Origin of the sequence: Acinetobacter septicus, assembly GCF_019355975.1 — a bacterium.
GTDB lineage: Bacteria > Pseudomonadota > Gammaproteobacteria > Pseudomonadales > Moraxellaceae > Acinetobacter > Acinetobacter ursingii.
On sequence record NZ_CP079898.1, the window covers coordinates 2,171,752 to 2,196,491 of the forward strand.

Below are 24,740 nucleotides of genomic sequence, written 5' to 3' on the forward strand. Positions count from 1 at the left end.
AATAACACTGACAAATTCATGGAGAATGAATGCCCCCTCACCGTCCACTGATTCAGCAACAAAAGCTCTGGAAGACCTTTCTGGTGTTTTTACTGCCGTTGATTGCCACCAATATCCTGCAAAATCTTTCAGGTACGATTAATACCGTTTTTGTCGGACAAATGATGGGGGTCAATGCGATTGCTGCGGTTGCTGTATTTTTTCCCATTCTATTTTGTTTGATGGCATTTGTGATTGGATTATCGGCAGGTTCTACTGTTTTGGTTGGACAGGCATGGGGCGCGCAAAATTTTGAAAAAGTGCGCAGTGTAGTCGGTTCAACCCTATTTATGACCCTGATTGGCGGCAGTATTATTGCCGCCTTGGGTGTATTTTTTGCGCCTCATATTTTATTGGCTTTAGGTACAGATCCAAGTGTTTTACACCTTTCTTTGCCCTATGCCCGCTGCATGCTCGCAGGTAGCCCTTTATTATTTGTGTATATTATTTACACCTCTATTTTACGTGGTGTCGGCGATAGTATTACACCGTTGGTGGCGTTATCTTTAACCAGTTTGATTGGTTTGGTGATTACGCCTGTGCTGATTGCAGGCTATTTTGGTTTTCCCAAACTCGGCATTATTGCGCCTGCCATTGCGACCATTACAGGTAATGCATTGGTTATTTTGTTTTTAATCATTTATTTGAATAAAAAAAATCACCCACTCAAACCCGACTTGGCTTTGCTCAAACATATCCGTTATGACGCGGAACTCACACGACTCATTTTACGTTTGGGGATTCCAACAGGTATTCAAATGGTCACCACCTCTGTAGCTGGACTGGTCGTAGTGGGACTAGTCAATCGTTTTGGCGCACATGCAACGGCGGCCTATGGTGCAGTCAATCAGGTCTTGAACTATATTCAATTTCCCGCTTTATCGATTGCGATTGCGGCTTCAATTTTTGGTGCTCAAGCGATTGGAATGGGTAAATCAGATCTACTGGCGCGCGTCACTCGTACAGCTTTGTGGATGAATATCATCATTACTGGAACCTTGGTGATATTGGCGTATTTATTTTCAAAATATCTAATGGCGTTATTTATTACAGATGACAGTGTGGTACAACTGGGACAGCAGCTCTTATTTATTGTGTTATGGTCCATTTTATTTTTTGGCGCCAGTGCTATTTTCGCCTCGATTATGCGCTCAAGCGGTGCCGTGACTATGCCTATGTTGATTAATATTGCCGCAATTTTATGTATTGAAGTGCCGTGCGCCTATTGGTTTAGTAGTCTCTGGGGATTAAAAGGCATCTGGTATGCTTATGCTCTGGCTTTTGTCAGTCTGTGCATTTTACAAGCTGGCTATTATCAATTTTTCTGGAAGAAAAAAGCCATTAAAGCGCTCATTTAGTGGCATAAAAAAAGCCCACTTTTTTTGGTGGGCTTTAGAGCATCTTTGTATTACATTTTATTGGTCAATTTGGTACCAAATTCGCTAACACGTTGATATCCTGTCGGTAGGAAACGCTGCATCAGATCCAGTACTTTTGCATCATTACCAATTAATAAACGGCGTTTATCTTTACGCACTGCCGCTAAAATTTGACGTGCCGCTTCTTCTGGCGGACAACGCAATAATTTATTAAATGCCTTGATTGATTTTTCAGGATGCATTCCCAGTGTTTTTAGGCTTTCATTCATTTTTGCTGAATTGGCAATATTGGTACGAATACCACCTGGGTGTACACAAAGTGCGCTCACCCCACAATTTTGCATATCCAGTTCTTGACGCAAAGATTCAGTAAAACCGCGTACCGCAAATTTGGTAGCGTTGTATGCCGACTGAGTAGGCTGCGCAATGAGCCCAAACAGACTGGAAATATTTACAATATGTCCATCTTTGCTTTGTTTGATAAAAGGTAAAAATTCTTTGGTGCCATACACCACACCCCAGAAATTAATATTCACAATCCATTCCAGTTCTTCATAGCTCGCACCCTCTACAGTCGAGCCCAATGCCACACCAGCATTGTTAAAAATCATATTGACTGAGCCATGATTTTGAACGGTTTGTTCAGCCCATGCTTTTACAGCATGACGATCCGATACATCCAGTTTTTGTGTAGTGACACGAATATTATAAGGTTTAAGCAGTTCTACTGTAGCTGCAAGTCCTTGTTCATTGATATCACTCAGTGACAAATGGCAACCTTCTTTTGCCAATAAAACAGCAAGTTGCTGGCCTATACCTGAACCTGCTCCCGTAACCGCAGCGACTTTATTTTTAAAATTTTTCATTGCCTGACCTTTTCCCTTAAATAGGTGTACACAAACCCATGCTGATGTACCTGATTCAATCACTATATTTTTGACAATACGTATTGTCAATACAATCTATCCGATCTAGAGTAAATACTCAAACAAATGACTGACGCGGTTATTTTGTTTAAAACTTGCTACACTCTGCATAACCAACGAGGATGCCTGTGATCAATGACCACCCCCGAAACTGATTCAAATACGAGACCAAAGCCGACAAAGGTCAATAAAGAACGTCAATTTAAAGGACTGTCTTTAACCGAACGTAAGCATGCGCGTCGTGAAAAACTCATTGAAGCAGGCATTGAAACTTATGGCATACAGGGTTTTTTTTCGGTCACAGTCAAAGACGTCTGTAATGAAGCCAAGCTGACCGAGCGTTATTTTTATGAATCCTTCAAAAAAAGTGAGGATTTATTTCAAACTATTTTCTTAAAACTGATTGAAACCTTACAACAGAATGTCATGCAAAGTGTCATGCAAGCGGCTCCCGATCCAGCCAAAATGATCGATGCAGGTCTGGGCGCATTGTTACGTACCTTGAAAGATGATCCTCGTTTGGCCCGCATTATTTATATTGATGCCATGCTGGTACAAGAGCTGCATAATCAGGCCACGATTCAGGAAACCATGCTGCGTTTTGACCGTATGATTCAAGCTTTTGTCATGCTGATGATGCCGAATTTACAACGTTCAGAACAGGAAGTTTCGTTAATTGCAACGGGATTAAACGGTTATGTTACCCAGATTGCAATTCGCTGGGTGATGGGTGGTTTTAAACAGTCTCAGGAAGATGTTCTATTTGCTTGCCGCACGGTATTTTTATCCCTTGTACAAACATTTTCCCAGAAACAAAAATAAATTTACTGTTCATTAAAGCCATTAAAAATTGAGTCTTTGTCATGAATTGGTCATCAGCCACGCAATTTTTTGTCACAATTCATGTTAAAAAAACCCGTTCTGATGAATTTTGCAATGATACTGTCATAATTAATCTTTGTAATAAGCCTGTCATAAATAAAACGGTCCGCCGTTCAATAAACTAAATAGGGTAATTGCGTTGTGAAAGATGACTATATTTTAATCGTCGATGACGAACTTCCCATCCGTGAAATGATTCATACTTCACTGGATATGGCGGGCTTTCAATGTTTACAGGCTGAAGATGCCAAACAAGCACACCAAATGATTGTTGATCAGCGCCCTGCCCTGATTTTACTGGACTGGATGTTACCGGGTGGCGTAAGTGGTGTTGATTTGTGCCGCCGTTTAAAACGCGATGAAACCTTGTCTGAAATTCCTGTGATTATGCTCACTGCACGCGGTGAAGAAGACCATAAAGTACAAGGTCTGGATGCCGGCGCAGATGACTATATGACCAAACCTTTTTCGACACGTGAATTGGTCTCCCGAATCAAAGCTGTATTACGCCGTGCCAATGCATTAAATGGTGAAAAAGCTATTGACGCCAATGGATTGATTTTAGATCCTGTCAGTCAGCGTGTCAGCTTTGGAACTCATATTTTAGAGATGGGGCCAACCGAATACCGCTTACTGGCTTTCTTCATGACCCATCCTGAACGTGCCTATACTCGTGCGCAATTGCTGGATCAGGTCTGGGGCGGTAATGTTTATATTGAAGATCGTACCATTGATGTACATATTCGTCGTTTACGGAAAGTCTTAGAACCTTTTGGCGCAGATCGATTTGTACAAACCGTGCGTGGTACAGGTTATCGTTTTTCAACACGTGCAGATTTAGCACTAGGTTAAAATACCCTTTATGTACGAACCCTATCCCGTCCCCGATCTTGCCCGTGAACATAAACGTTTTCGCTACAGTAGTTTATGGACATTTGCCAAACAGGATTTAAGACTGCTGGCTTTTTTGCTGATCATTGCAGCGTTTGTGGGATTTGGTCTCGACCTTTTAGGTATTTGTATTCTGATCGCCTTTTTGATCTTTTTTGTGCTGCAACTACGTTCACTGTACATCGTCAACGAATGGATTTCCAATCGTCCTTACGACACGCCACCTAACCTGAATGGGATTTGGGGTGCCTTATTATTTAACGTATATCGTGCCCAACGGCAGGAACGCGTAGTTCAAGCAGAAATGGTGGGACTCATCGATCGCGCTCAGTCTTCATTGGTTGCTTTAAATGAAGCTGTGGTTTTGATTGATGATTTACAACAAATCGAATGGTGTAACCCTGCGGCGCAGCATTTGCTGGGCATCAGTCTGTTGGATCGCGGCACCAATGTGTTAGGGATTTTAAGACAGCCCAGTTTCATTGAATACTTTAATCATATTGATCAGGCACCTGATGGTATCAAGCTTAAATCCTCGATACTGGACGATCATTACGTACAAATTAAATTGACGCCTTTTGGGGGCGATAGTGTATTGCTGGTCGCTTACGATATTACGCGTATGCATAATCTGGAGCAAATGCGTAAAGATTTTGTCGATAATATTTCACATGAGCTACGCACACCACTGACAGTCTTGAGTGGCTACATTGAAACCTTTACCGATCAGGAAGATTTAAATCCGCGCTGGAAACGTGCCTTTGATCAGATGCAATCACAGACCAAACGGATGAATGCTTTGGTCAATGATTTGCTCTTGCTTTCAAATCTGGAAAATAACAAAAAAATTGCTAAAAACCAGATTATTGAGATGCCAAGTCTGATGAATCAACTGTTTGACGATGCACAGGCGTATAATGCCGATTATGGACATACGCTCAATCTGGATATCGATAGTCACTGTGATTTGATTGGTTCAGATATGGAAATTGCCAGTGCCTTTAGCAATCTGATTACCAATGCGATTAAATATACCCCCAAAGGTGGCATCATTACCATTGGTTGGCATGATGATGGTGAACATGGTTATTTTACCGTTCAGGACAATGGTATCGGTATCGATCCCAAACATTTACCACGTTTAACCGAACGGTTTTATCGGGTGGATAGTGCACGAAGCCGTGCCACAGGCGGAACGGGACTCGGACTTGCGATTGTTAAACATGTCTTGATGCAACATGGTGCTTATCTGGATGTAGTATCCAAAGAAAATAATGGTTCTTTATTTAAAGCTGTTTTCCCTAAAGAACGCTTGTATCAAATGGTTTAAATTTGGCTCAAAAACAAGATTACAATGAACTTAACGCATCGACACCAAAAGCATTCAAACAAATAAGAATGTACCTGAAACCGACTACATAATAACTGCCCATTGTTTTTTATATTAAAACTCCAATCTAATAAAACAAATCGTAAAGTCCATATGAATACGATTAAAACGGTGAATCTGGATATTGCACAGCAATTACTGGATATCGGCATATCTAAAGCAAAAGAGCTTCAATCTCCATCTAATATCGCAATTGCGGATGCTTATGGCTATCTTCTCGCACATGTCCGTATGGATCAGGCTCAACTCCCGAGCATCGAGCATAGTATTAATAAAGCTTATACAAGTGCTTTATTTCAAAAGCCAACCCAAGAATTAAAAGAACCGAGTGAACCCAACGGTGAGCTTTATGGCTTAAATAATACGCTGAATCAAAGAGTGATTGTTTTCGCAGGTGGTGTTCCACTCTTTTTGGATGAACACGTAGTGGGGGCTGTCGGTGTCAGTGGCGGTACAGCCGAGCAAGATCAAAGCATTGCTCAGGCGATTGCAGATCATTTTAATCAAACCAAAGAAAAATCCATTTAAAAGGTGATAAACACATGAGTAAAAAGATATTAATTACAGGCGCAGGTTCAGGTTTTGGCAAATCAGTTGCTTTTAAATTAGCAGAACTTGGTTATGAGGTGATCGCAACTGTTGAAGCCGTTGCACAGATTCAGACCTTAAAAGACGAAGCACATCAACAAGGGTTAAATATCCAGTTTGAAAAACTGGATATCACCAATGATATTGATCGTGAGTTTATTTCTAATTTTGAAATTGACATTTTACTCAACAATGCAGGAATTTCAGAAGGTGGTGCTGTGGTTGATATTCCTGAATACCGATTGCGTGAGCAGTTCGAGGTGAATGTATTTGGGACAATTTTACTGACCCAAAAATTTGCCAAACAGTTTGTTGAACGTAAATCAGGAAAAATTATTTTTATTTCCTCAGTCGCTGGCTTGACCACTGATCCATTTACAGGTGCATATTCTGCGTCTAAACATGCCATTGAGGCTTTTGCAGAAGCGCTAAATAAAGAATTGCATGAATACAATGTCAAAATTGCCACAGTAAATCCTGGCCCTATCTTAACCGGATTCAATGACCGTATGTTCGAGACATGGAAGCATTGGTACCCAGAAGATCAAGCCAATACTGTATTTAACTATAGCCAACTTGCCTTTCCGCATAAACAATACGATCCAGAGCAAGTCTCTGACATTATTGTCAAGGTAGTAACAGAAGAGCAAAAAACCTATCGTAATTTAGCACCCAAAGAGATTGAAGCAGATGCAAAAAAACAAATGGCTGAAAAATGGGATCGACTCATCCACACAGATGCAAAACGTGATCCTTTGGTTGAAGACGCCTATACGCTAGAGCCAGAAACACCCAATGGAAAGTAGTCTAATCTGAGATCATCATCAAAAAGCCGATGAAGTATCATCGGCTTTTGAGCTAAATCAATCAGGCTATTATTGGGTTTTATGATGAAGTTGCATTAAATGCCTCGTGATAACTCACGCTTCCTTTCGGAATAGTATTCACAAAACTGATCGCCTGAAAATACATCGGAGGCACATCTGGCAAAACAAGATCTGGATAAGATTTAAAGCCAAAACGATGGTAATACGCTGGATCACCTAATAACACACAGCCATTGGCACCTAATTGTTTGAGTTGTTCAAGCGCAGCACCCATCAGTTGTGAACCAATACCTTGTCCTTGCTGTTCAGGCCAGGCCGAGATCGGCCCTAAACCATACCAATCGGTTTCACCCGATGAAATACGCACAGGTGAAACCGCAACATGGCCAACCACAACTCCCTGCTCAAGTGCCACCAAAGAAATGGTGAGTTGACCATCTTTACGTAACTGATTCACAATAAATTGTTCAGTATGGCTCGAATGTTGTTCATTTAAAAACGCAGCCTGAGTTAACGCTTCAATCGTCTGGATGTCTTGCTGTTGTTCATGTCGAATTTCAATACTCATTCAAACTTTCCTGATTTTATTGCTCTGCTGCAAATGCCAGTAAATTCTTTTAATTTAATTTTTGCAGCTTCATTTAGTTGATAGCCGTGATTTATAAAAATATAACAATTTCAATTATTAAAAAATGAACCTCTCAATGCATTAAAAGCCCTAAATCTAGAGCTTTTAATGTTCATTCTAACTTAGAGCGAATGTCCCAGTTTTTCACCCATCACCACGACGGAATTGGCTTTAAACTGCTTTTCCCATGCCATTTTATCTTTTTCAAATAATACAACAGCGGTGGAACCTAAATAAAAACGTCCCAATTCAGCGCCTTTTTCAAGTTTCATTTGGTGTTGCTCTAACTCTAAACGCCCAGTCGGTTTGACTTTACCGGTTGCTACCGTTTCAATTCCCGCCACAATCATGGCACCGACTAAAACCACTGCCATGCGACCGAGTTCAGTATCAAATAAACACACCATGCGTTCATTACGGGCAAATAATCCTGGAATATTTTCAGCCGTGACTTGATTGACAGAAAATAATTCACCTGGCACATACAATGTTTCGGTTAATGTCCCCGAAAATGGCATATGCACACGATGGTAATCTCGTGGCGATAAATACACCGTGGCAAATTGACCATTTTTAAATGGTTCTGCCAATTGCGGATCACCGATCAATTTTTCAACAGAGAAACTTTGACCTTTCGCCTGAAAAATATCGCCATCGTTAATTGTTCCAAGCTGAGAAATTGCTCCATCTGCTGGTGATACGATACTCGTCGCGGAATCATCAACCACACGTACTCCATCTTTTAAGGCACGCGTAAAAAACTCGTTAAAAGATTTGTACTTTAGGGCATCGCCCTGCTGAGCAATCGAAAGATCAATGCCATATTTCGCTTTAAAGGCCTGAATCACTGCGGTTCTAACGACCACATTTTCACTAGCAGCGACTTTACCCACTACTCGGCTGAGCTGATGCTGAGGAACAAGCGATTGAGCTTTAATAAATAAGTCTTTTTTTAATCGTGATGTAAAACTCAAAGCGGATTCTCTCCAGTAATAATTGGACTATCGAGGCGATTGCCCCATTCACTCCACGCCCCATCATAAGCACGAATTGGCCACTGCAGTAAACGACCAATAATATAAGCCAGACCCGAACGATGATGCGATTGACAATACACCACCACAGGTTGATCAAACTGAAAACCAAGTTGTTGCAATCGGGCTTGGGTACGTTCAAGCGGGTGCAATTTTAGATGATTTTGCCGATCAAGGGCAGTGCTCCATTCAAAATGAAGTGCGGCAGGAATGTGACCACCTCGACGTGCGGCTAGACGTAAGCCCGTGTATTCATCTGTGGTTCGACAGTCCCATAATTGGATATTATTGGAGTCCACCTGCTGTTTTAGCTCATCATATTCAATTTTATATTGGGCCACTTTGGACAAATCAACCTGCACCAGATTTTCAACAGGCGCTATCGGTTCGATCTCTGAAGTGGTTGGAAACCCAGCACCCAACCATGCATGAATCCCTCCATTTAATAAACTGGTTCGGGTGAAACCGAGACAATGTAAATTCCAGATCAGACGCCCTGCCCATGCCCCCCCTTCATCGTCATAGACCACGACATGGTGGTCAGGCGAGAGATTAAGATACTCCACCAATTGCTGAAGCTGCTCGATCGATGGCAAAACACCTGTGGCGTCTTCATGCTGTGCCACCAATTGCTTAGGCTTCAGTTGAATCGCGTGGGGAATATGCAATTGTTCATAGACTGAGCTACGACTCAAATCAACAATGCGTAGATGTTCATTTCCCAGATAAGGAACTAAATCTTCCGCCTCAATCAATAGGCCAAAGTTAAATTCAGGTGCCGTCATTGCAAATCATCGCGTTGCATTAATAGGTAGCTCGATCTTAACATAAGCATTTTCACGGTTTTGCTGATTTTTTACCAATGTTTAGCAGAAAATCAGCTAAATAAAATCATTCAACTTCTTCAGGAATTTCAAAAACCTGACGTAAATAAGCCAAAAATGTATCATTATCAGTCATGGTTTTACCTGGGCTATCTGAGATTTTGGCCACAGATTGACCATTACATTCGACCAGTTTCAGCACAATATTCAGTGGTGTTTGTCCCATATCATTGGTGAGATTAGTGCCGATCCCGAAACTGACTTTAAAACGATCCTTAAAGTATTGATGCAATTGCCATGCCTTTTCCAGATTCAATCCATCACTAAAAGTTAGCATTTTAGTCTGGGTGTCAATTTTGAGATGACGATAATGCGCATAGGCTTTATCCCCCCATTCATAAGGATCACCACTATCATGACGCAAGCCATCAAACAGCTTGGCAAAATACAAATCGAAATCACGCAGAAACGCATCCATTCCAACCACATCCGTGAGTGCAATCCCCAAGTCACCACGATATTCCTGTACCCACATTTCCAGTGCTGCTTTTTGAAAATCACGCAATCGCACATCTAAAGCCTGGAAAGCCTGTAAAAACTCATGTGCCATGGTCCCAATTGGGGTAATTCCCAACTCTTTGGCGAGCAAAACATTACTGGTTCCACGGAAAATATCAGGTGTGGCTTGATGGAACTCTTCAACCACATGTTTTTGCCATTCAAAACTATAACGGCGACGAGTACCAAAGTCTGAGACCAGAAATGGTGGATCATTTGGATGTTGCTGCGACGAATATTGTTTTAAAAGCGCAAGTTTGGCTTGTAAACGGCGCTCACCCTCAGCCAAAACAGCATCAGTACGGATACGGCGAAAATACAATTCGTTGACGATTGCCAAGACAAAAATTTCAAACATCATCGCTTGAACCATCGGACCTTCGACCCAAATGTCCAGACGACCTTCTTCATCGATGCCTGTTTTGATAAAGCGGCGTTTTAACTGAAACAGTTCCAGATAGTCCACAAAGTCACTTTTGATGAAACGAAAACTGCGCAAATATTTCAGTTCATCGTCCTTAAATTTCAAAGTGCATAAATGGTCTAATTGTTCGTCCATTTCAGACAAAATATCCGTTAATGGATACACCGTATCTTCTAAATTTCGACAGCGAAAATGATAAACACTATGGGTTTGCGGAAACTTATGTAATACCACCTGTAACATGGTGAATTTATATAAATCTGTATCTAGTAATGAGTGAATAATTGGTGACATAAAGGTGTCAGTAATTTGGATAAACTTATTGCATTAAAGCATATTTTGGTCGTTAAAATCGCAAGGATTTGTATAAAGCATTGCCACTTTAGTGGAACATGAATTTTATTAAGCAAAAAGTATTTCTGTTAAAATCACCGCGGTTTAAATCAATGATGATGTTTATGCGTGCATTAATACAACGAGTTTTACAGGCTAAGGTGGTCGTCGATGGGCAAACCACGGGTGAAATTCAACAAGGTCTATTGGTTTTTTTAGGACTAGGCCGCGAAGATACCTTGCAAAAGGGCCAAAAACTGATTGATAAAATTTTAAAATATCGCATTTTCGATGATGAAAATGGCAAGATGGGCTGGAATTTATCTCAAGCTCAAGGGGGACTGTTGCTGGTTTCCCAGTTTACCCTGATGGCGCAAACCCAAAAAGGCTTACGACCCGATTTTGGTCCTGCCATGCCGCCGAGCGAAGCAAAAGAGCTGTATGAGCAACTCGTTATCTACGCGCAAAGTCAGTTTGCAAATGTGCAAACAGGTATTTTTGCCGCAGATATGAAAGTGCATTTAGTTAATGATGGGCCCGTGACCTTCCAGTTGGAAGTCGAATAAAAAAATCCTCACCCTAAGGGATGAGGATTTTCTACAAGCGCGATTTACTTGCCTGTTTTTTGCTTAATAAACAAACGTGCTTGCTTTAACTTTTCTTTAACTGGTTTTGGAAGCTTGGGTGGAATCAGTTTTGCCGCCTGATTAAACCAAACCAATAGACCAAAATCACCTTCCATTTTGATACTACCGTTTTGCATACCAGTCATAAATGCCGTCGGATCGCCTTTCATCAAGGTTTTTACTGCTTGTTCGCTATCTGCAAATTGCAAAATAAAATCAGCCTGCTCTGGGTGGCCTGCCACTGTTTCAATTTGACCACGATTGACAATAATCTGACGCGCAAAGCCTAAGTCCGTTCCAATCTGGATCCGAAATGCACGATCATGTGTCATTTCAATAAACTTGGGACTAGTCCGTGCCAATTGCTTCATCCGCAAAGCCAAACCTACAACCAGCAAATCCAATGGATCTGTGCTGACATCAACCAATGGTAACTTTACAACAGGTAGAGCAGAAAGTTTCATGACAATTCAAGCCTATTCGTATTCTTATGGAACTAAACGCGATCATCCTAGCATAAATGTAAGCCCTAAAATAAAAGCTTTGTATTACAAAACATAATAAAACGTAAAAAGCGCAGGTTAACCCACGCTTCTTCATTTCACCTATCAGCCGATGTTAGCGACTAGAGCATTGTTGCTGATCATCCTCATACACTGGTGTATGTTCAATGTATTGACGATTTGCCAATGCTTTTTGCGCCAAACGGTCTTCTCTTAACAACACCAAGGTAACAGCAACCATCGCTAGACTTAAGGCAGTTAAATAACTATAGGTGACAGGCATCTCAAAAAGTGTTTGTACGCCATAACGGACGACTTCCAAAAGTCCCCAAAAAAACATGCCTGCCAACATAAAACCAAGCCAGCGACGGTAAGGTGAGAAGAAAACAATAGCTAGTGCAAGTGCAATCAAACCAAACCCTGAGAGTGTGGCGAAATTCGCTGTTACCATACTAAACCTCCGTCTAAGATCATTCTCTGGGTCATAAGACCTTGAGTTCATCCCCGAAACCGTAATCAAATCAACACAGATCTGTGTTGACGAAAATATCTGTTTAATCGTGTTAGATGCATTATGGAGAGTTTTTGCAAGAAAAAAAGTCCTGATTTTTTCTTATACGACACATATTGTCGCAACATTATTTTGTCATTACATTCTGCATGTTTCAAAAACCTACGAAGTGCCTGATCCTTTCATCGCTCGCGTGTCATTACAAAAAACTATCGCTAAAATTTGATGCTTTTTAAAAATTTTTATACAGAGTTATTTCAAAATTTAACAGCCGACAAACGGTGCAAAAGCACTTGATTCCAGTTAATTTATTGATTAAAAAACGCGGCATTTAAATGCCGCATTTTTTTGAACATCTAAGCAGATTAAGCACGATTTAAATCTTTATCATGCATACCAAGCAAATACAGTACGCCATCCAAACCTACACTGGAAATGGCTTGATTAGCATTTTGACGTACCAACGGTTTAGCACGGAAAGCCACGCCTAATCCCGCAATCGACAGCATGGGTAAGTCATTGGCGCCATCGCCCACAGCCATGGCTTGTTCGAGTGAAATGCCCATTTTATCCGCCAGTTGGGTCAACAATTCTGCTTTACGTGCTCCATCGACGATCGCGCCTTTGACTTCACCAGTTACAAAGCCATCTTGTACATCCAGAATATTGGCATGTACTTCATCAATACCCAGTTTTTGCTGTAAATATTCAGCAAAATATTGAAAACCACCCGATAAAATCACGGTTTTATAGCCAAGTGCTTTGAGCGTTGAAATCAAACGCTCTGCACCTTCGGTAATGGTCAGCCGTTCCGCAATTTTTGGTAAAACCAAGGCATCCAGACCTTTCAGCAAAGCCACACGCGCACGAAAACTTTGCTGGAAATCAAGTTCACCTTGCATGGCACGTTCGGTAATCTCAGCGACTTGCTCACCTACACCTGCCTCAAGTGCCAACTCATCAATGACTTCTTGTTCAATCAGGGTCGAGTCCATATCAAAACAAACCAGACGGCGGTTACGACGATAGGCATTGTCTTCTTGAACTGCAACATCGATATTGACTTCACCCGACAAGCTTAAACAGGCGGCGCGCATCGCTTGCGCATCCAGCATTTGTCCACTTAAACCAAACTGCACACAGGCGCGGCGTGGCGCGTTATCTTCCAGATCTCGCGCTAAACGCCCTGACAGGCGCGTCACGGTTTCAATATTAAAACCTTGATTAGAGACAATTTTGGTAACCGCCTGTAGATGTGAAGCGGTTAATTCTGGTGCCAGCGCTGTCACGATGTAACGGGTTCGTCCACCTTCACTCACCCATTGATCGTATTCTGCACTTGAAATCGGTTTAAAGCGCACAGTCAAACCAATATCATGTGCTAAAATCAGGATTTCCTTCATGGCAAGTGCGGTTGCGGTTTCATCATCCGATGCCACCACGATGCCGAGGGTCAATTGGTTATGAATCACCGCTTGCCCTACATCCAGTATTTGCAATGAATGTACAGATAAAACCTGCATTAATCGGGTAAACTGATTCGGTTGATCAGGTCCTAAAAAAGAGATAAGAATGATTTCTCGCATGAATTGACTCGGGTCTGAGCTGCAACTATTGTTAGAATGATAATCGAATTTGAATCTATTTGCCTTGGAAGTTTACGTTGAACGCACCTAGACAGGGGCTATTTGCTAGCCTATTAATCGTAAGTTTTGCTTTGCATACCTTTTTACTGGTGATTGCAACGACGCATCAGCTCAATGAAAACCGTGCCAGTCAGGGTCAACTCATAACCAGTCAACTGGTTACTGACAGTTTGACCGAACTGGAACCAGCCAACACGGTTTCTCTGGCACTTCTGGCAAATCGCTATGCAACCAATCCAAGTGTTGCCTCGATTCGAATTTTAGATGCAAACAAACAGGTATTGGCCACGAGCGGTATGTCACAAACCCGTCAGGGCGAAGTATTTGTGCGTGATGCCCTGCAAAATGAAAAGAAAGTCGGAAGTATTGAAATCACCCTGATTCAACCGAGTATTGGTGAAATTCTAAGAACCCAATGGTTAGCAATCTTGGTGTCATTTCTGATTCATGGCTTATTGTGGCTGGCTTACCGTGCCATTGCCCGCCCAAGCCGCAGTGAATATCTGGCACGTATCAATAACGAATCACGCCTGAAACATGAGATTCAACAACTCACCCAAGCCCTTGAGCTTGAAAAACAAAATACTGTGACCTTGGTTGCACAAGCTAAACAACAAGCCAAACCAAAAGTCACCGCTGTAAGTGAAACATTGGAGCAAGATGCTCAAGTCGATCATACTCTGGCACTAAATATTCAGTTTTATGACCCTAAACAATTATTGAACAGTGTCAACCAATCGGTTTCTGTGCCTTATTTTAAACTGTGCCAGATTTTCCTGAATAAAAGCATTGAACTGTGCGCTAAACATTATCAACTCAGTCCATCGAGTATCAATGTCATCCATGAGTTTAATGCCAATGGTGCAGATTTAAGTATTTCAGATCAGGACGCACATGCGGTTGAATGTTTACTGATGATTGGCTCAGTATTCCAGCTATTGTCAGATGTTCTATATAAGCGTTATCGTGAAGACAAGCGTTTTGCCTTGCAAACCCGTTCCGCGACTTCAACCGCAGTGGCTGCCATGCAACTCGATGCTGTACAGGCAGCGCAACGTCTCACCAGCCATTTACATGCCAAAGAGTCAGCTTTACATTTAAATAATGAACAGCTTAAGGCGATTAGTGAATGCTATCAGTTAGTCGCAATGCCAAATCCATCCAGTGTTTTGACCCGTCACGCCTTCATGCAAAATGGCATGAATACTGAATGCGCAGAAGTTGCCCAACAGATTCGTACAGAAATTTTGATGGGTAAAAAAGCCAAAGCATCGATTGAAAATCAGACAGACCCACAATCGGAAGCCTAAGAACAATTTTTTTGCAAGACTCCCCAATTTGGGGAGTTTTTTATTTTTAAACGCTAAGTCTTTGAAATTATATTTTTATCTGAATATCTGAAAAGTCTTTGATTAAACAATCAGCAAAACCAGCCTATTTCATAATTAGAATACTTTTCAAATGAATTCACTTATGTGTATAAAGAGAACCCTAGAACTAAATGATAGAAGCATAGGCAATTCTGACCAAAACACGGTAGACTATGCAACACATTGTGAACGTAACTGTCTTTTGGACAGCATCAAAAGGTGAAGGCTCATGCCGTTGAGTAATGTTGAGGAACTGGTCGCGGATATCCGTGCGGGTAAAATGGTCATCTTGATGGATGATGAAGATCGCGAGAATGAAGGTGATTTGGTCATTGCCGCGACCCACGTGCGCCCAGAAGATATCAACTTTATGATTACCCATGCGCGCGGTCTGGTGTGTTTAACCTTAAGTCGTGAGCGTTGCCAACAACTGAATTTACCGCTGATGGTCGATCATAACGGTGCACAACACGCAACCAATTTTACCTTGTCAATTGAAGCCGCTGAAGGCATTACCACGGGGATTTCTGCGGCTGAACGTGCGCATACCATTCATGCCGCAGTTGCTGCGCATGCCAAACCTGCGGATATTGTTCAACCCGGTCATATTTTTCCGCTTATGGCTCAACCAGGTGGAGTTCTTCACCGCGCAGGTCATACGGAAGCGGGCTGCGACTTGACTCGTCTTGCGGGGTTGGAACCTGCGTCTGTGATTTGTGAAATTATTAATGAAGATGGCACGATGGCACGTCGTCCAGATTTAGAGGTGTTTGCTGAAAAACATGGTTTAAAGATTGGAACCATTGCCGACCTCATTCACTACCGCATGACCAATGAACAAACGGTTGAACGTTTGGGTCAACAAACCATTGAAACCGAATATGGTTCATTTGAACTGTATCGTTACCGTGAAATTGGCAATCCCGATATTCATTTGGCCTTGGTCAAAGGTGAACCTAAAGATGGCGTGACCACGGTTCGTGTCCATGGTTTTAATCCCGTCCGTGATTTACTTAAACTGAATAAGCAAGATGGCGAACCTGCATGGAATTTAGATCGTGCACTCAGCACCATCGCTGCGGCTGAACGTGGAGTTTTGGTCTGGATTGGACAGGATCATTTACAGGATTTAGGCCCAGCGCTTGAGAGCATGAATAAGCCAAAACCCGTAAAATCCAATGCAGCACTATCCCACCAATATCAAACTATTGGCGTTGGCGCGCAGATTTTACGTGATTTGGGAGTAGAGAAAATGAAGCTCCTTAGCTCACCTTTACGCTTTAATGCACTGTCAGGCTTTAATTTAGAAGTGGTAGAATATATTTCTGCTGATCAAACGATAGAAAATTAATCGAGGTTATTATGGCAATTCGCCGAATTGAAGGTTTATTACATCTCGCGAGCGAAGGTCGTTACGCGATTTTAGTGGGTCGTTTTAACAGCTTTGTGGTTGAGCATTTGCTTGAAGGTGCAATTGACACCTTAAAACGTCATGGTGTGAGTGAAGACAATATTACTGTGGCTTATGCACCAGGTGCATGGGAACTTCCGATTGTTGCAAAAAAACTGGCAGCATCTGACAAATTTGATGCCATCATTGCACTAGGCGCAGTGATTCGTGGCAGCACACCACATTTTGACTTTGTCGCTGGTGAATGTGCCAAAGGCTTGGGCGTGGTTGCACTTGAAAGCACACTTCCTGTCATCAATGGCGTACTAACCACTGATAGCATTGAACAGGCGATTGAACGCTCTGGTACAAAAGCAGGCAATAAAGGCTCAGAAGCTGCATTGACTGCAATTGAAATGGTTAATTTGTTAAAGGCAATCTAAGGCATGTCTCAAACACTTCAAGCCGTATATGCGGCAAAACGTAAAGCACGTCGTTTTGCGGTACAAGGTATTTATGAATGGCAAATGAGCCACAATCCTGTACATGAAATTGAAGCGCGTACTCGTGCCGAAAATGCCATGCATAAGGTTGATCTTGGTTATTACCATGAGCTGTTGACTCAAGTCATTGCAGATCGTGACAATCTGGATACTTTGCTGATTCCTGTACTGGATCGCGAGCTTAAAGCACTGGATGGTGTCGAGTTGGCAACTTTGCGTTTAGGTGCATATGAACTGCGCGATCATCTGGAAATTCCTTACCGCGTGGTGCTGGATGAAGCCATCGAACTTGCCAAACATTTTGGTGGTGCAGACAGCCATAAGTACATCAATGGTGTATTGGATCGTTTAGCTTCCACACTGCGTGAAGCTGAAAAACAGCAAGCTCAATAAGCTACTATTAAGTCATGGCTGAGTTTTCGATTATCGAGCAATACTTTACACGTCCCTTTACGCAACAGGACGATATTGGCATCGGTGATGACTCAGCTATTTTGACCCCTCCTACCAATCAACAATTGGTGATTTGTACCGACACACTGGTTGCAGGTCGACATTTTCCACTTGAAACCTCTGCCCATGCCGTTGGCTGGAAAAGTGTGGCGGTGAATTTGTCTGACATAGCGGCTATGGGGGCAAAACCTCATAGTATTTTATTAGCATTGAGTCTACCCAACATCGACCATGACTGGCTACAAGGCTTTAGTCAGGGACTTTTCGATTGTTGCGATCGATTTGGTGTCGCACTGATTGGTGGTGATACCACGCAAAGTGCACACCTCACCATTACCGTCACAGCACTCGGTTATATTGAATCAGGTCAGGCGATTTGTCGCTCAGGCGCTCGGGCAGGCGATTATATTGTGGTGAGTGGGCAGGTGGGCGATGCAGCCTACGGTTTGCAACATTTAGGTGGAGCGTTACAATCCAGATTAGACTATCCAACCCCACGTTGTGAACTCGGTCAAACCCTTAAGGGATTAGCCTCTAGCATGATCGATGTTTCAGATGGCTTGGCACAGGATTTAGATCACATTCTCAAAGCGTCCAATGTCGGCGCTAAAATCTTTTTGGATCAATTGCCACTTGACCCGGCCGTTCAAGCACTGCCAAATCAACAAAAATGGCAATATGCACTGGCGGGTGGTGATGACTATGAACTTTGTTTTACAATAAGTCCGCAAAACTACGAAAAACTTTTGCAACAACAATTAAATGTCAAGATTACAATGATTGGCCTGATTACACAGACCACAGACTTAATATTTGAACACGATGGTCAAAATCATCCTGTTCAATTTCATGGATATCAACACTTTGCCTAAACCCTCCATTCCTTTTCAAACGATGCGTTGGTCAGATCGACTGATTACCTTTTGTGGTGTTGGCTTTGGTTCAGGGCTTCTGCCTAAAGCGCCAGGAACCTTTGGTTCTGCGTTTGCTTTGTTATTTATTCCGATTTGGATATGGCTCGGTTTTTATCCGTCTGTTTTTGTGATCATTCTCATGAGTCTGGTTGGGATTTATATTTGTGGAAAAACCGCAGATTTGATGGGGGTACATGATGATGGGCGCATCGTTTGGGACGAATTTTCAGGTCAATCCATTACTGTTCTGCCTTTAATCTTTTTTAATCTAATGAATATACAATGGGCACTCATCAGCTTCTTGTTGTTTCGCCTGTTTGATGTCTGGAAACCGTGGCCGATTCGCGTGATTGATCGACGCGTAGAGGGTGGTTTTGGTATCATGTTGGACGATATTATCGCAGGGCTTTGGGCTGCGCTCTGTATCATCATTTATTTATTGTTTGGTCTAAGCCGTTAAGTAGGTTATTCATGTCAACGACCGTTATTATTCTTGCAGCAGGTAAAGGAACGCGGATGCGCTCCCAACTTCCAAAAGTATTACAACCCCTTGCTGGACAACCTTTATTAGGTCATGTCATTAATACTGCAAAAAAACTCAATGCCAGTAATATTATTACGATTTATGGTCACGGCGGTGATCGAGTACAACAACAATTTGCCCAAGAACAGATTCAATGGGTGGAACAAGCCGAACAATTGGGTACAGGTCATGCCGTACAAATGACCTTATCTGTTTTGCCAAAAGACGGTATATCCCTGATTCTATATGGTGATGTGCCTTTAGTCCGTGAGCAAACATTGCAACAATTGCTTGAAGTATCTATACCTTCTGGCATTGGCATGATCACTTTAAATGTTGATAATCCAACAGGTTATGGCCGTATTGTACGCCAAAACAATCTGATTCAGGCGATTGTAGAACATAAAGATGCCAGCGAAGAACAGCGCCAGATTCAGGAAATTAACACCGGGATTTACTGTGTCAGCAATCAAAAACTGCATGAATGGTTACCAAAGCTATCCAATCAGAATGCGCAAGGCGAATATTACCTGACTGATATTGTGGCAATGGCGGTGGCAGATGGTCTTGAAATTGCATCCATTCAACCCCAACTTGCCTATGAAGTTGAGGGCGTAAACGATCGCCTGCAACTCGCGGCACTGGAACGTGAGTTTCAACAGCAACAAGCGACTGAGCTGATGCAACAGGGCGTCACTTTTGCTGACCCTGCACGCTTTGATTTACGTGGCTCAGTCAAAGTCGGTCAAGATGTTCGTATTGATATCAATGTGATCATTGAAGGTCAATGTGAACTCGGTGATGGTGTTGAAATTGGTGCAGGATGTATTCTCAAAAACACCACAATCGCCGCAGGCACCAAAGTTCAGCCGTATAGTGTCTTTGAAAATGCGATTGTGGGTGAAAATACCCAAATTGGTCCTTTCGCACGTTTACGTCCGGGTGCAGTGTTGGCCAACGAAGTTCATATTGGTAACTTCGTAGAAGTCAAAAATACCCGTATTGGGCTAGGTTCCAAAGCCAATCACTTTACTTATCTGGGTGATGCCGAAGTTGGTGAAGGTTCCAATATTGGTGCAGGCACTATTACCTGTAATTATGATGGCGTGTATAAACATAAAACCGTGATCGGTGATGCTGCCTTTATTGGCTCAAATAGCTCACTGGTCGCGCCTGTGAAAATTGGCAACGGTGCCACGATTGGTGCAGGTTCTGTGATTACCCGTAATGTCGCAGACAATACGCTGGCTTTTGAACGTGCCGAACAAATTGAAAAATCAAACTATCAACGTCCCCAAAAGTTGAAGAAATAAGAGGATTAACCTATGTGTGGTATTGTCGGCGGCGTTGCTGAACGTAGTATTACCGATATTTTAATTGAAGGTCTAAAACGCCTTGAATACCGTGGTTATGACTCTGCGGGCGTTGCCTTGGTGAATAACCAGCAGATTTTACGCGAGCGTCGAGTGGGTAAAGTTGCCAATCTCGCTGAAGCGGTGAGTGAACATCATTTGACCGGTTCTCTGGGGATTGCCCATACCCGTTGGGCCACACATGGCAAACCGACTGAAAATAATGCGCATCCCCATGTGTCTGGGAATGTGGCTGTAGTTCATAATGGCATTATTGAAAATTATCAGGAATTGAAAGATCAGCTTCAGGCAGAAGGCTATATCTTTAGTTCACAAACTGATACTGAAGTGGTTGCTCATCTGGTCAATGATGCGCTAAAACATACTGACAGCCTGCTCGATGCAGTACGTCAAGTGGTGCCAAAACTTAAAGGCGCCTATGCGCTTGGAATTGTACATACCCAACATCCTAATGAACTGATTACTGTACGTGAAGGTTCACCACTGGTGATCGGTGTCGGGATTGGTGAAAATTTTATCAGCTCAGACCAATTGGCACTTTTGCCAGTCACCAACCGTTTTGTCTATCTGGAAGAAGGTGATATTGCTCGTCTGACCCGTGACAGCATTGATATTTATGCACAGGGTGAACGTATTGAGCGTCCGATTAAAGAATTGGATGCCGCGGTGAGTAATGCGTCTAAAGGTGAATATAAACACTATATGCTCAAAGAAATCTATGAGCAGCCAGATGCGATTCAGCAAACTATTTCTCAAGCATTAAATAGCAATGCACTGCGTGAAGACTTCCTGAAAAATGCAGAACTGGATTTTTCTAAAATCCAAAGCGTGCAGATTATTGCCTGTGGAACCAGTTATCACTCAGGCATGATTGCAAAATACTGGTTTGAACAGTTGATTGGCGTTCCTTGTCAAATCGAGATTGCCAGTGAATTCCGTTATCGCTCGCCTGTGATTGTCGCCAATACTTTATATGTATGTATTTCTCAGTCAGGAGAAACCGCGGATACTTTGGCAGCCCTGCGTGAAACCCAGAAACGCGCCAAAGCCAATGCCTTAGATATTGTGACTTTAAGCATTTGTAATGTTGCAACATCTTCAATGGTACGTGAAACAGATCATCACTTATTGACATTGGCTGGCCCTGAAATTGGTGTGGCTTCAACCAAAGCATTTACCACCCAACTTGCCGCTTTAATGCTCTTGATCTTAAAAGTAGGTCAAGTCAAACAACAGATTTCTAGTGAACAGATTGCTGAAATTGCTGCTCAACTTTGGCATTGTCCAAAAGTCATGTTGAATACCTTGCAACAAGATGCTCAGATTTTACGTCTTTCAGAACTTTTTGTTGAAAAACAGCATTGTTTGTTCTTGGGCCGCGGGACACATTATCCGATTGCACTGGAAGGGGCACTAAAGCTCAAGGAAATTTCTTATATCCATGCTGAAGGTTATGCTGCGGGTGAACTGAAACACGGTCCGTTGGCTTTGGTCGATAATGAAATGCCTGTGGTAATTTTAGCGCCAAACGATGACATGCTGGATAAACTCAAATCCAACATGGAAGAAGTTCAGGCTCGTGGTGGTGAACTGTTTGTCTTCGCGGATGAAAACAGTGGCATTGTGGAAAAAGATCGTCAGCACGTGGTCTATGTTCCAAAGGTAAATGCTTGGCTCGCCCCGATCATTTACAGTATTCCGGTGCAGTTGCTTTCTTATCATGTCGCAGTTCTAAGGGGTACGGATGTAGATCAACCCCGAAATTTAGCAAAATCAGTCACAGTTGAATAATATTCATAAAAATCAAATACTTATATTATTGGAATATTTTATAAGTATTGAGTAATAAAGTGTAATACTGCATTGCTCAAAAAATCCACACCAACTATGCTTTAAGGAGCATGAGGTGTGGATTTTTTTTATAAAATTATCTAAAAATCAAATGATTTATCGGATAAACGATCTTTCATTTTTTAATACCAATAAAAAAATCCGATCTAATCACATTGCTGGTACTTTAAAATTAAGGATAGAATCAATAAATAAAACGTTAAAACTGATTATAAGATTAAAACGATAATTTCATTACAGAGGATCATGTGCATACTTTACTAAATACCAGAGGAGTCAGCAGTGGTCTGACAAATTTAGTGCAAAAATTCTGTGACTTGCACTCCATACCGTCCCCGATTACTCGTTTATATGACGTGGATGAGCGATTGCCACTGGTAGAGTGGTATCGAATTCTGAATTATTTAAGTCAATATTATAAAAAAGATGATTTGGGGATAGAGCTTGGAAAGTTGTGTGAGCCTGCCGATATCGGTATTGTGGCTTATCTTGCCATGAATTGTGAAACCTCTGGTCAAATTATTCATTTATTTCAACGCTATCAGCGAATTTGGTATCATATTTCTTTAGTTTGCATTGAAAATACGGCTGACGCATTTTCATTTATTTGGAAAAGCCCTACCTTTGTACAAGCAGGTCAATTTGTTAAAGAAGCACGTTTAGCAAACGATGTTGCTTTTGCCATGATGATGACTTTTATCAATAACCTAGTCTATCCTCAGGTGTTCCATGCCAAACGAATGGAGTTTAGTGCACCTGCTCCTACGGTAATTTCTGCGCACGAACGTTTTTTTGCTTGTCCTGTCATTTTCGATTGTTCCCTCAACACTGTCTCTTATACACACCAGATGCTTGACTTAACGGTCAATGCGGGCTATTCAGACCATATGCTGAAACGCATATTGGAAAAAAATGCCAATTATCTACTCACCAAATACCCTGAAAATATTTCATTTAATGAATTAGTCTATCGAAATATTGTAGCCGCCATTCAAAAAAATAGAGTTGATATTCAATATGTTGCTAATCAAATGGGGATTTCTCCTCGTTTATTACAGTACCGACTTAAACTTCATGGCACGACCTTCTCGGATAAACTTAATAAGATCAGAAAAACACTTGCATTACAGTATCTTGAGGATGACTCATTAAGTATTAATGAAATTTCTGCGCTTCTGGCTTATCGAGAACAGACCTCATTTAATCGTGCCTTTAAGTCTTGGACAGGTATGAGTCCTTTGCAATGGCGCGCAGAACATCAAATACAAGAGAGCAAATTTGCTTTTCATGTGTAACTAAACCATGAGATTCCACGGATTATCCTGCTCTTCAAAAAACTCATCCAAAATTACCCGTCGATATTGTAGTGGACTCATGCCCGTCCAGTTTTTGAATGAGCGATTAAACGAGGTTTGTTCCTGATAGGAAAGTAACAGTGAAATATCTAGGATACTTAGACTCGGATCTGCAAGATATCCAATTGCCAGCTCTTTACGCACCTGATTCAACCGTTGCTTAAAAGTATAACCCTGTTGTTTAAGCTTATATTGGAACATACGAGAGGTATAACCCAATTGTTGTGCCACATATTCGATAGAAATTTTGCCTTGATGCACTGCATGGATAATGGCACGTTGTACCACTTCATCAAAAGAATTACATTCTGGTAACTCTTGTAATAATATGTCTGCCTGCTGGATCAAGATCTGATTTAACACAGGATCTGCACTGGGCACCGTCAGATTTAAATTACTCAACGGAAAATACATATTGGTCTTGTTGTGACTAAACTCGACAGGACAATTAAAATAGCTTTCATAGAGCTGTGGATTTTTGGGGCTAGCCGAAACAAACTCGATACGATTTATTGCAATCCTGTTTGGATAAATCAATTGATTAACCAAATTAAAAAATATGGCAATCATGGTTTCATCGGCCACTGCTCCCGCCTTGAAGTATGGATCAAATTCCCAACTAATGATCAGCTCATTATCATGGCATTTGACCGAAACATCCATAAAATCATAGCTTAAGCGCTGAAACTGTAAAAATGAGGATAAGGCTTGCGTCAGATTGTCACTGCTAAGCCCAATATAAGCCATAATCCCCAAATGTTCAGGTTTGACCAGTTCTGCGATTTTCAATCCCAAAGCAGGAACGGGATATTGTTGTTCAATATAATTTAACAAAAATAGCCACTCAGAAAAAGGAACTCGCTCGTTAAGCGCGTAATCCTTAACACGATCAGGGAGGGTCAAATCGTGTTGATCACAAAACAGTTCCAGTAAACGCATTAAGTTACTGCTAACCGATTTAATATGATAGAAAGTTCGTTGCATGGATGGATTCAACCA

The 24,740-nt window shown here is 41.8% G+C and carries 25 protein-coding genes; 16 read left to right on the forward strand and 9 right to left on the reverse strand.

The features are described from left to right. Positions 1-29: 29 nt before the first annotated feature. Positions 30-1,397: an MATE family efflux transporter gene (locus I6L31_RS10390; RefSeq protein ID WP_004985975.1), complete on the forward strand. Its 1,368-nt coding sequence runs from the start codon at positions 30-32 to the stop codon at positions 1,395-1,397. A gap of 50 nt (positions 1,398-1,447) precedes the next feature. On the opposite strand, the gene I6L31_RS10395 is transcribed toward I6L31_RS10390, so the two are convergent. Next, entirely contained in the window at positions 1,448-2,284 is an 837-nt protein-coding gene (locus I6L31_RS10395) for an SDR family NAD(P)-dependent oxidoreductase (protein ID WP_004985978.1), read from the reverse strand. Positions 2,285-2,479: 195 nt separating this feature from the next. Between I6L31_RS10395 and I6L31_RS10400 the strand changes: the two genes are divergently transcribed. The 5 genes from I6L31_RS10400 to I6L31_RS10420 all read left to right on the forward strand — a co-directional run bounded on the left by I6L31_RS10400 (position 2,480) and on the right by I6L31_RS10420 (position 6,901). Beyond that, entirely contained in the window at positions 2,480-3,166 is a 687-nt protein-coding gene (locus tag I6L31_RS10400; protein WP_004985980.1) for a TetR/AcrR family transcriptional regulator, read from the forward strand. 201 nt (positions 3,167-3,367) lie between these two features. Continuing rightward, on the forward strand, positions 3,368-4,078 hold the full coding sequence (gene phoB, locus I6L31_RS10405) for a phosphate regulon transcriptional regulator PhoB (RefSeq protein ID WP_004985981.1): 711 nt from the start codon (positions 3,368-3,370) through the stop codon (positions 4,076-4,078). A 10-nt stretch (positions 4,079-4,088) separates the two neighbouring features. After that, on the forward strand, positions 4,089-5,447 hold the full coding sequence (phoR, locus tag I6L31_RS10410; protein WP_004985986.1) for a phosphate regulon sensor histidine kinase PhoR: 1,359 nt from the start codon (positions 4,089-4,091) through the stop codon (positions 5,445-5,447). Positions 5,448-5,600: 153 nt separating this feature from the next. Next, complete coding sequence (locus tag I6L31_RS10415; RefSeq protein WP_004985987.1) at positions 5,601-6,035, forward strand: GlcG/HbpS family heme-binding protein; 435 nt, start codon at positions 5,601-5,603, stop codon at positions 6,033-6,035. Positions 6,036-6,049: 14 nt separating this feature from the next. Beyond that, the gene (locus tag I6L31_RS10420) at positions 6,050-6,901 is read left to right on the forward strand and encodes an SDR family oxidoreductase (protein WP_004985989.1); all 852 of its coding nucleotides are present in this window, start codon (positions 6,050-6,052) and stop codon (positions 6,899-6,901) included. Between the two features lie 79 nt (positions 6,902-6,980). Here the strand turns inward: I6L31_RS10420 and I6L31_RS10425 are convergent, their stop codons facing one another. The 4 genes from I6L31_RS10425 to pncB all read right to left on the reverse strand — a co-directional run bounded on the left by I6L31_RS10425 (position 6,981) and on the right by pncB (position 10,684). Further along, positions 6,981-7,490, reverse strand: coding sequence for a GNAT family N-acetyltransferase (locus tag I6L31_RS10425; protein ID WP_004985992.1), 510 nt, complete (start codon positions 7,488-7,490; stop codon positions 6,981-6,983). A 182-nt stretch (positions 7,491-7,672) separates the two neighbouring features. After that, positions 7,673-8,524 (reverse strand): archaetidylserine decarboxylase, encoded by an 852-nt coding sequence (asd, locus tag I6L31_RS10430; protein ID WP_004985994.1) that lies wholly within the window; start codon positions 8,522-8,524, stop codon positions 7,673-7,675. Beyond that, complete coding sequence (locus I6L31_RS10435) at positions 8,521-9,369, reverse strand: sulfurtransferase (protein WP_004985995.1); 849 nt, start codon at positions 9,367-9,369, stop codon at positions 8,521-8,523. Before I6L31_RS10435 ends, asd begins: the two co-directional genes overlap by 4 nt. Positions 9,370-9,475: 106 nt before the next feature. Then, the gene (gene pncB / locus I6L31_RS10440) at positions 9,476-10,684 is read right to left on the reverse strand and encodes a nicotinate phosphoribosyltransferase (RefSeq protein WP_004985997.1); all 1,209 of its coding nucleotides are present in this window, start codon (positions 10,682-10,684) and stop codon (positions 9,476-9,478) included. 164 nt (positions 10,685-10,848) lie between these two features. Here pncB and dtd point away from each other — a divergent pair, with 164 nt between their 5' ends. Further along, on the forward strand, positions 10,849-11,289 hold the full coding sequence (dtd, locus tag I6L31_RS10445; protein ID WP_010588672.1) for a D-aminoacyl-tRNA deacylase: 441 nt from the start codon (positions 10,849-10,851) through the stop codon (positions 11,287-11,289). A gap of 44 nt (positions 11,290-11,333) precedes the next feature. Here dtd and I6L31_RS10450 read toward each other — a convergent pair whose 3' ends face one another. The 3 genes from I6L31_RS10450 to serB all read right to left on the reverse strand — a co-directional run bounded on the left by I6L31_RS10450 (position 11,334) and on the right by serB (position 13,949). Continuing rightward, positions 11,334-11,813, reverse strand: a complete 480-nt coding sequence (locus I6L31_RS10450; protein ID WP_004986003.1) for a hypothetical protein — start codon at positions 11,811-11,813, stop codon at positions 11,334-11,336. A gap of 154 nt (positions 11,814-11,967) precedes the next feature. Next, entirely contained in the window at positions 11,968-12,303 is a 336-nt protein-coding gene (gene aciT / locus I6L31_RS10455; RefSeq protein ID WP_004986004.1) for a ciprofloxacin tolerance protein AciT, read from the reverse strand. A gap of 425 nt (positions 12,304-12,728) precedes the next feature. After that, positions 12,729-13,949, reverse strand: coding sequence for a phosphoserine phosphatase SerB (gene serB, locus I6L31_RS10460; RefSeq protein WP_005005546.1), 1,221 nt, complete (start codon positions 13,947-13,949; stop codon positions 12,729-12,731). Positions 13,950-14,008: 59 nt separating this feature from the next. Between serB and I6L31_RS10465 the strand changes: the two genes are divergently transcribed. The 9 genes from I6L31_RS10465 (at position 14,009) to I6L31_RS10505 (ending at position 23,681) form a co-directional block, all read left to right on the forward strand. Continuing rightward, entirely contained in the window at positions 14,009-15,319 is a 1,311-nt protein-coding gene (locus tag I6L31_RS10465; RefSeq protein WP_104794652.1) for a hypothetical protein, read from the forward strand. Between the two features lie 289 nt (positions 15,320-15,608). Beyond that, complete coding sequence (gene ribBA, locus I6L31_RS10470) at positions 15,609-16,730, forward strand: bifunctional 3,4-dihydroxy-2-butanone-4-phosphate synthase/GTP cyclohydrolase II (RefSeq protein WP_004986032.1); 1,122 nt, start codon at positions 15,609-15,611, stop codon at positions 16,728-16,730. A gap of 11 nt (positions 16,731-16,741) precedes the next feature. Beyond that, positions 16,742-17,212 carry a 6,7-dimethyl-8-ribityllumazine synthase gene (gene ribH, locus I6L31_RS10475; protein WP_004986034.1) on the forward strand — a complete coding sequence of 157 codons (471 nt, stop codon included), beginning with the start codon at positions 16,742-16,744 and terminating at the stop codon, positions 17,210-17,212. Positions 17,213-17,215: 3 nt separating this feature from the next. After that, positions 17,216-17,665 carry a transcription antitermination factor NusB gene (nusB, locus tag I6L31_RS10480; protein ID WP_004986036.1) on the forward strand — a complete coding sequence of 150 codons (450 nt, stop codon included), beginning with the start codon at positions 17,216-17,218 and terminating at the stop codon, positions 17,663-17,665. A 14-nt stretch (positions 17,666-17,679) separates the two neighbouring features. Next, positions 17,680-18,597 (forward strand): thiamine-phosphate kinase, encoded by a 918-nt coding sequence (gene thiL, locus I6L31_RS10485; RefSeq protein WP_004986037.1) that lies wholly within the window; start codon positions 17,680-17,682, stop codon positions 18,595-18,597. Next, entirely contained in the window at positions 18,575-19,099 is a 525-nt protein-coding gene (locus I6L31_RS10490) for a phosphatidylglycerophosphatase A family protein (protein ID WP_005005543.1), read from the forward strand. The genes thiL and I6L31_RS10490 overlap by 23 nt, the downstream gene beginning before the upstream one ends. Before the next feature lie 11 nt (positions 19,100-19,110). Then, positions 19,111-20,475: a bifunctional UDP-N-acetylglucosamine diphosphorylase/glucosamine-1-phosphate N-acetyltransferase GlmU gene (gene glmU / locus I6L31_RS10495; protein WP_005005538.1), complete on the forward strand. Its 1,365-nt coding sequence runs from the start codon at positions 19,111-19,113 to the stop codon at positions 20,473-20,475. Between the two features lie 12 nt (positions 20,476-20,487). Next, complete coding sequence (gene glmS, locus I6L31_RS10500) at positions 20,488-22,326, forward strand: glutamine--fructose-6-phosphate transaminase (isomerizing) (protein ID WP_005005537.1); 1,839 nt, start codon at positions 20,488-20,490, stop codon at positions 22,324-22,326. Between the two features lie 308 nt (positions 22,327-22,634). Beyond that, positions 22,635-23,681: an AraC family transcriptional regulator gene (locus tag I6L31_RS10505; RefSeq protein WP_005005535.1), complete on the forward strand. Its 1,047-nt coding sequence runs from the start codon at positions 22,635-22,637 to the stop codon at positions 23,679-23,681. On the opposite strand, the gene I6L31_RS10510 is transcribed toward I6L31_RS10505, so the two are convergent. Beyond that, positions 23,682-24,725, reverse strand: a complete 1,044-nt coding sequence (locus I6L31_RS10510) for an AraC family transcriptional regulator (RefSeq protein ID WP_005005533.1) — start codon at positions 24,723-24,725, stop codon at positions 23,682-23,684. It abuts the gene before it with no gap. Positions 24,726-24,740 lie beyond the last annotated feature (15 nt).

Excerpts from the sequence above, each read along its gene's own strand:
- I6L31_RS10390 (WP_004985975.1), top strand. The coding sequence starts at position 30 with ATGCCCCCTCACCGTCCACTGATTCAGCAACAAAAGCTCTGGAAGACC.
- I6L31_RS10395 (WP_004985978.1), bottom strand. The coding sequence starts at position 2,284 with ATGAAAAATTTTAAAAATAAAGTCGCTGCGGTTACGGGAGCAGGTTCA.
- I6L31_RS10400 (WP_004985980.1), top strand. The coding sequence starts at position 2,480 with ATGACCACCCCCGAAACTGATTCAAATACGAGACCAAAGCCGACAAAG.
- phoR (WP_004985986.1), top strand. The coding sequence starts at position 4,089 with ATGTACGAACCCTATCCCGTCCCCGATCTTGCCCGTGAACATAAACGT.
- I6L31_RS10415 (WP_004985987.1), top strand. The coding sequence starts at position 5,601 with ATGAATACGATTAAAACGGTGAATCTGGATATTGCACAGCAATTACTG.
- I6L31_RS10420 (WP_004985989.1), top strand. The coding sequence starts at position 6,050 with ATGAGTAAAAAGATATTAATTACAGGCGCAGGTTCAGGTTTTGGCAAA.
- I6L31_RS10425 (WP_004985992.1), bottom strand. The coding sequence starts at position 7,490 with ATGAGTATTGAAATTCGACATGAACAACAGCAAGACATCCAGACGATT.
- I6L31_RS10435 (WP_004985995.1), bottom strand. The coding sequence starts at position 9,369 with ATGACGGCACCTGAATTTAACTTTGGCCTATTGATTGAGGCGGAAGAT.
- pncB (WP_004985997.1), bottom strand. The coding sequence starts at position 10,684 with ATGTCACCAATTATTCACTCATTACTAGATACAGATTTATATAAATTC.
- dtd (WP_010588672.1), top strand. The coding sequence starts at position 10,849 with ATGCGTGCATTAATACAACGAGTTTTACAGGCTAAGGTGGTCGTCGAT.
- I6L31_RS10450 (WP_004986003.1), bottom strand. The coding sequence starts at position 11,813 with ATGAAACTTTCTGCTCTACCTGTTGTAAAGTTACCATTGGTTGATGTC.
- aciT (WP_004986004.1), bottom strand. The coding sequence starts at position 12,303 with ATGGTAACAGCGAATTTCGCCACACTCTCAGGGTTTGGTTTGATTGCA.
- serB (WP_005005546.1), bottom strand. The coding sequence starts at position 13,949 with ATGCGAGAAATCATTCTTATCTCTTTTTTAGGACCTGATCAACCGAAT.
- ribBA (WP_004986032.1), top strand. The coding sequence starts at position 15,609 with ATGCCGTTGAGTAATGTTGAGGAACTGGTCGCGGATATCCGTGCGGGT.
- ribH (WP_004986034.1), top strand. The coding sequence starts at position 16,742 with ATGGCAATTCGCCGAATTGAAGGTTTATTACATCTCGCGAGCGAAGGT.
- nusB (WP_004986036.1), top strand. The coding sequence starts at position 17,216 with ATGTCTCAAACACTTCAAGCCGTATATGCGGCAAAACGTAAAGCACGT.
- thiL (WP_004986037.1), top strand. The coding sequence starts at position 17,680 with ATGGCTGAGTTTTCGATTATCGAGCAATACTTTACACGTCCCTTTACG.
- I6L31_RS10490 (WP_005005543.1), top strand. The coding sequence starts at position 18,575 with ATGGATATCAACACTTTGCCTAAACCCTCCATTCCTTTTCAAACGATG.
- glmU (WP_005005538.1), top strand. The coding sequence starts at position 19,111 with ATGTCAACGACCGTTATTATTCTTGCAGCAGGTAAAGGAACGCGGATG.
- glmS (WP_005005537.1), top strand. The coding sequence starts at position 20,488 with ATGTGTGGTATTGTCGGCGGCGTTGCTGAACGTAGTATTACCGATATT.
- I6L31_RS10510 (WP_005005533.1), bottom strand. The coding sequence starts at position 24,725 with ATGCAACGAACTTTCTATCATATTAAATCGGTTAGCAGTAACTTAATG.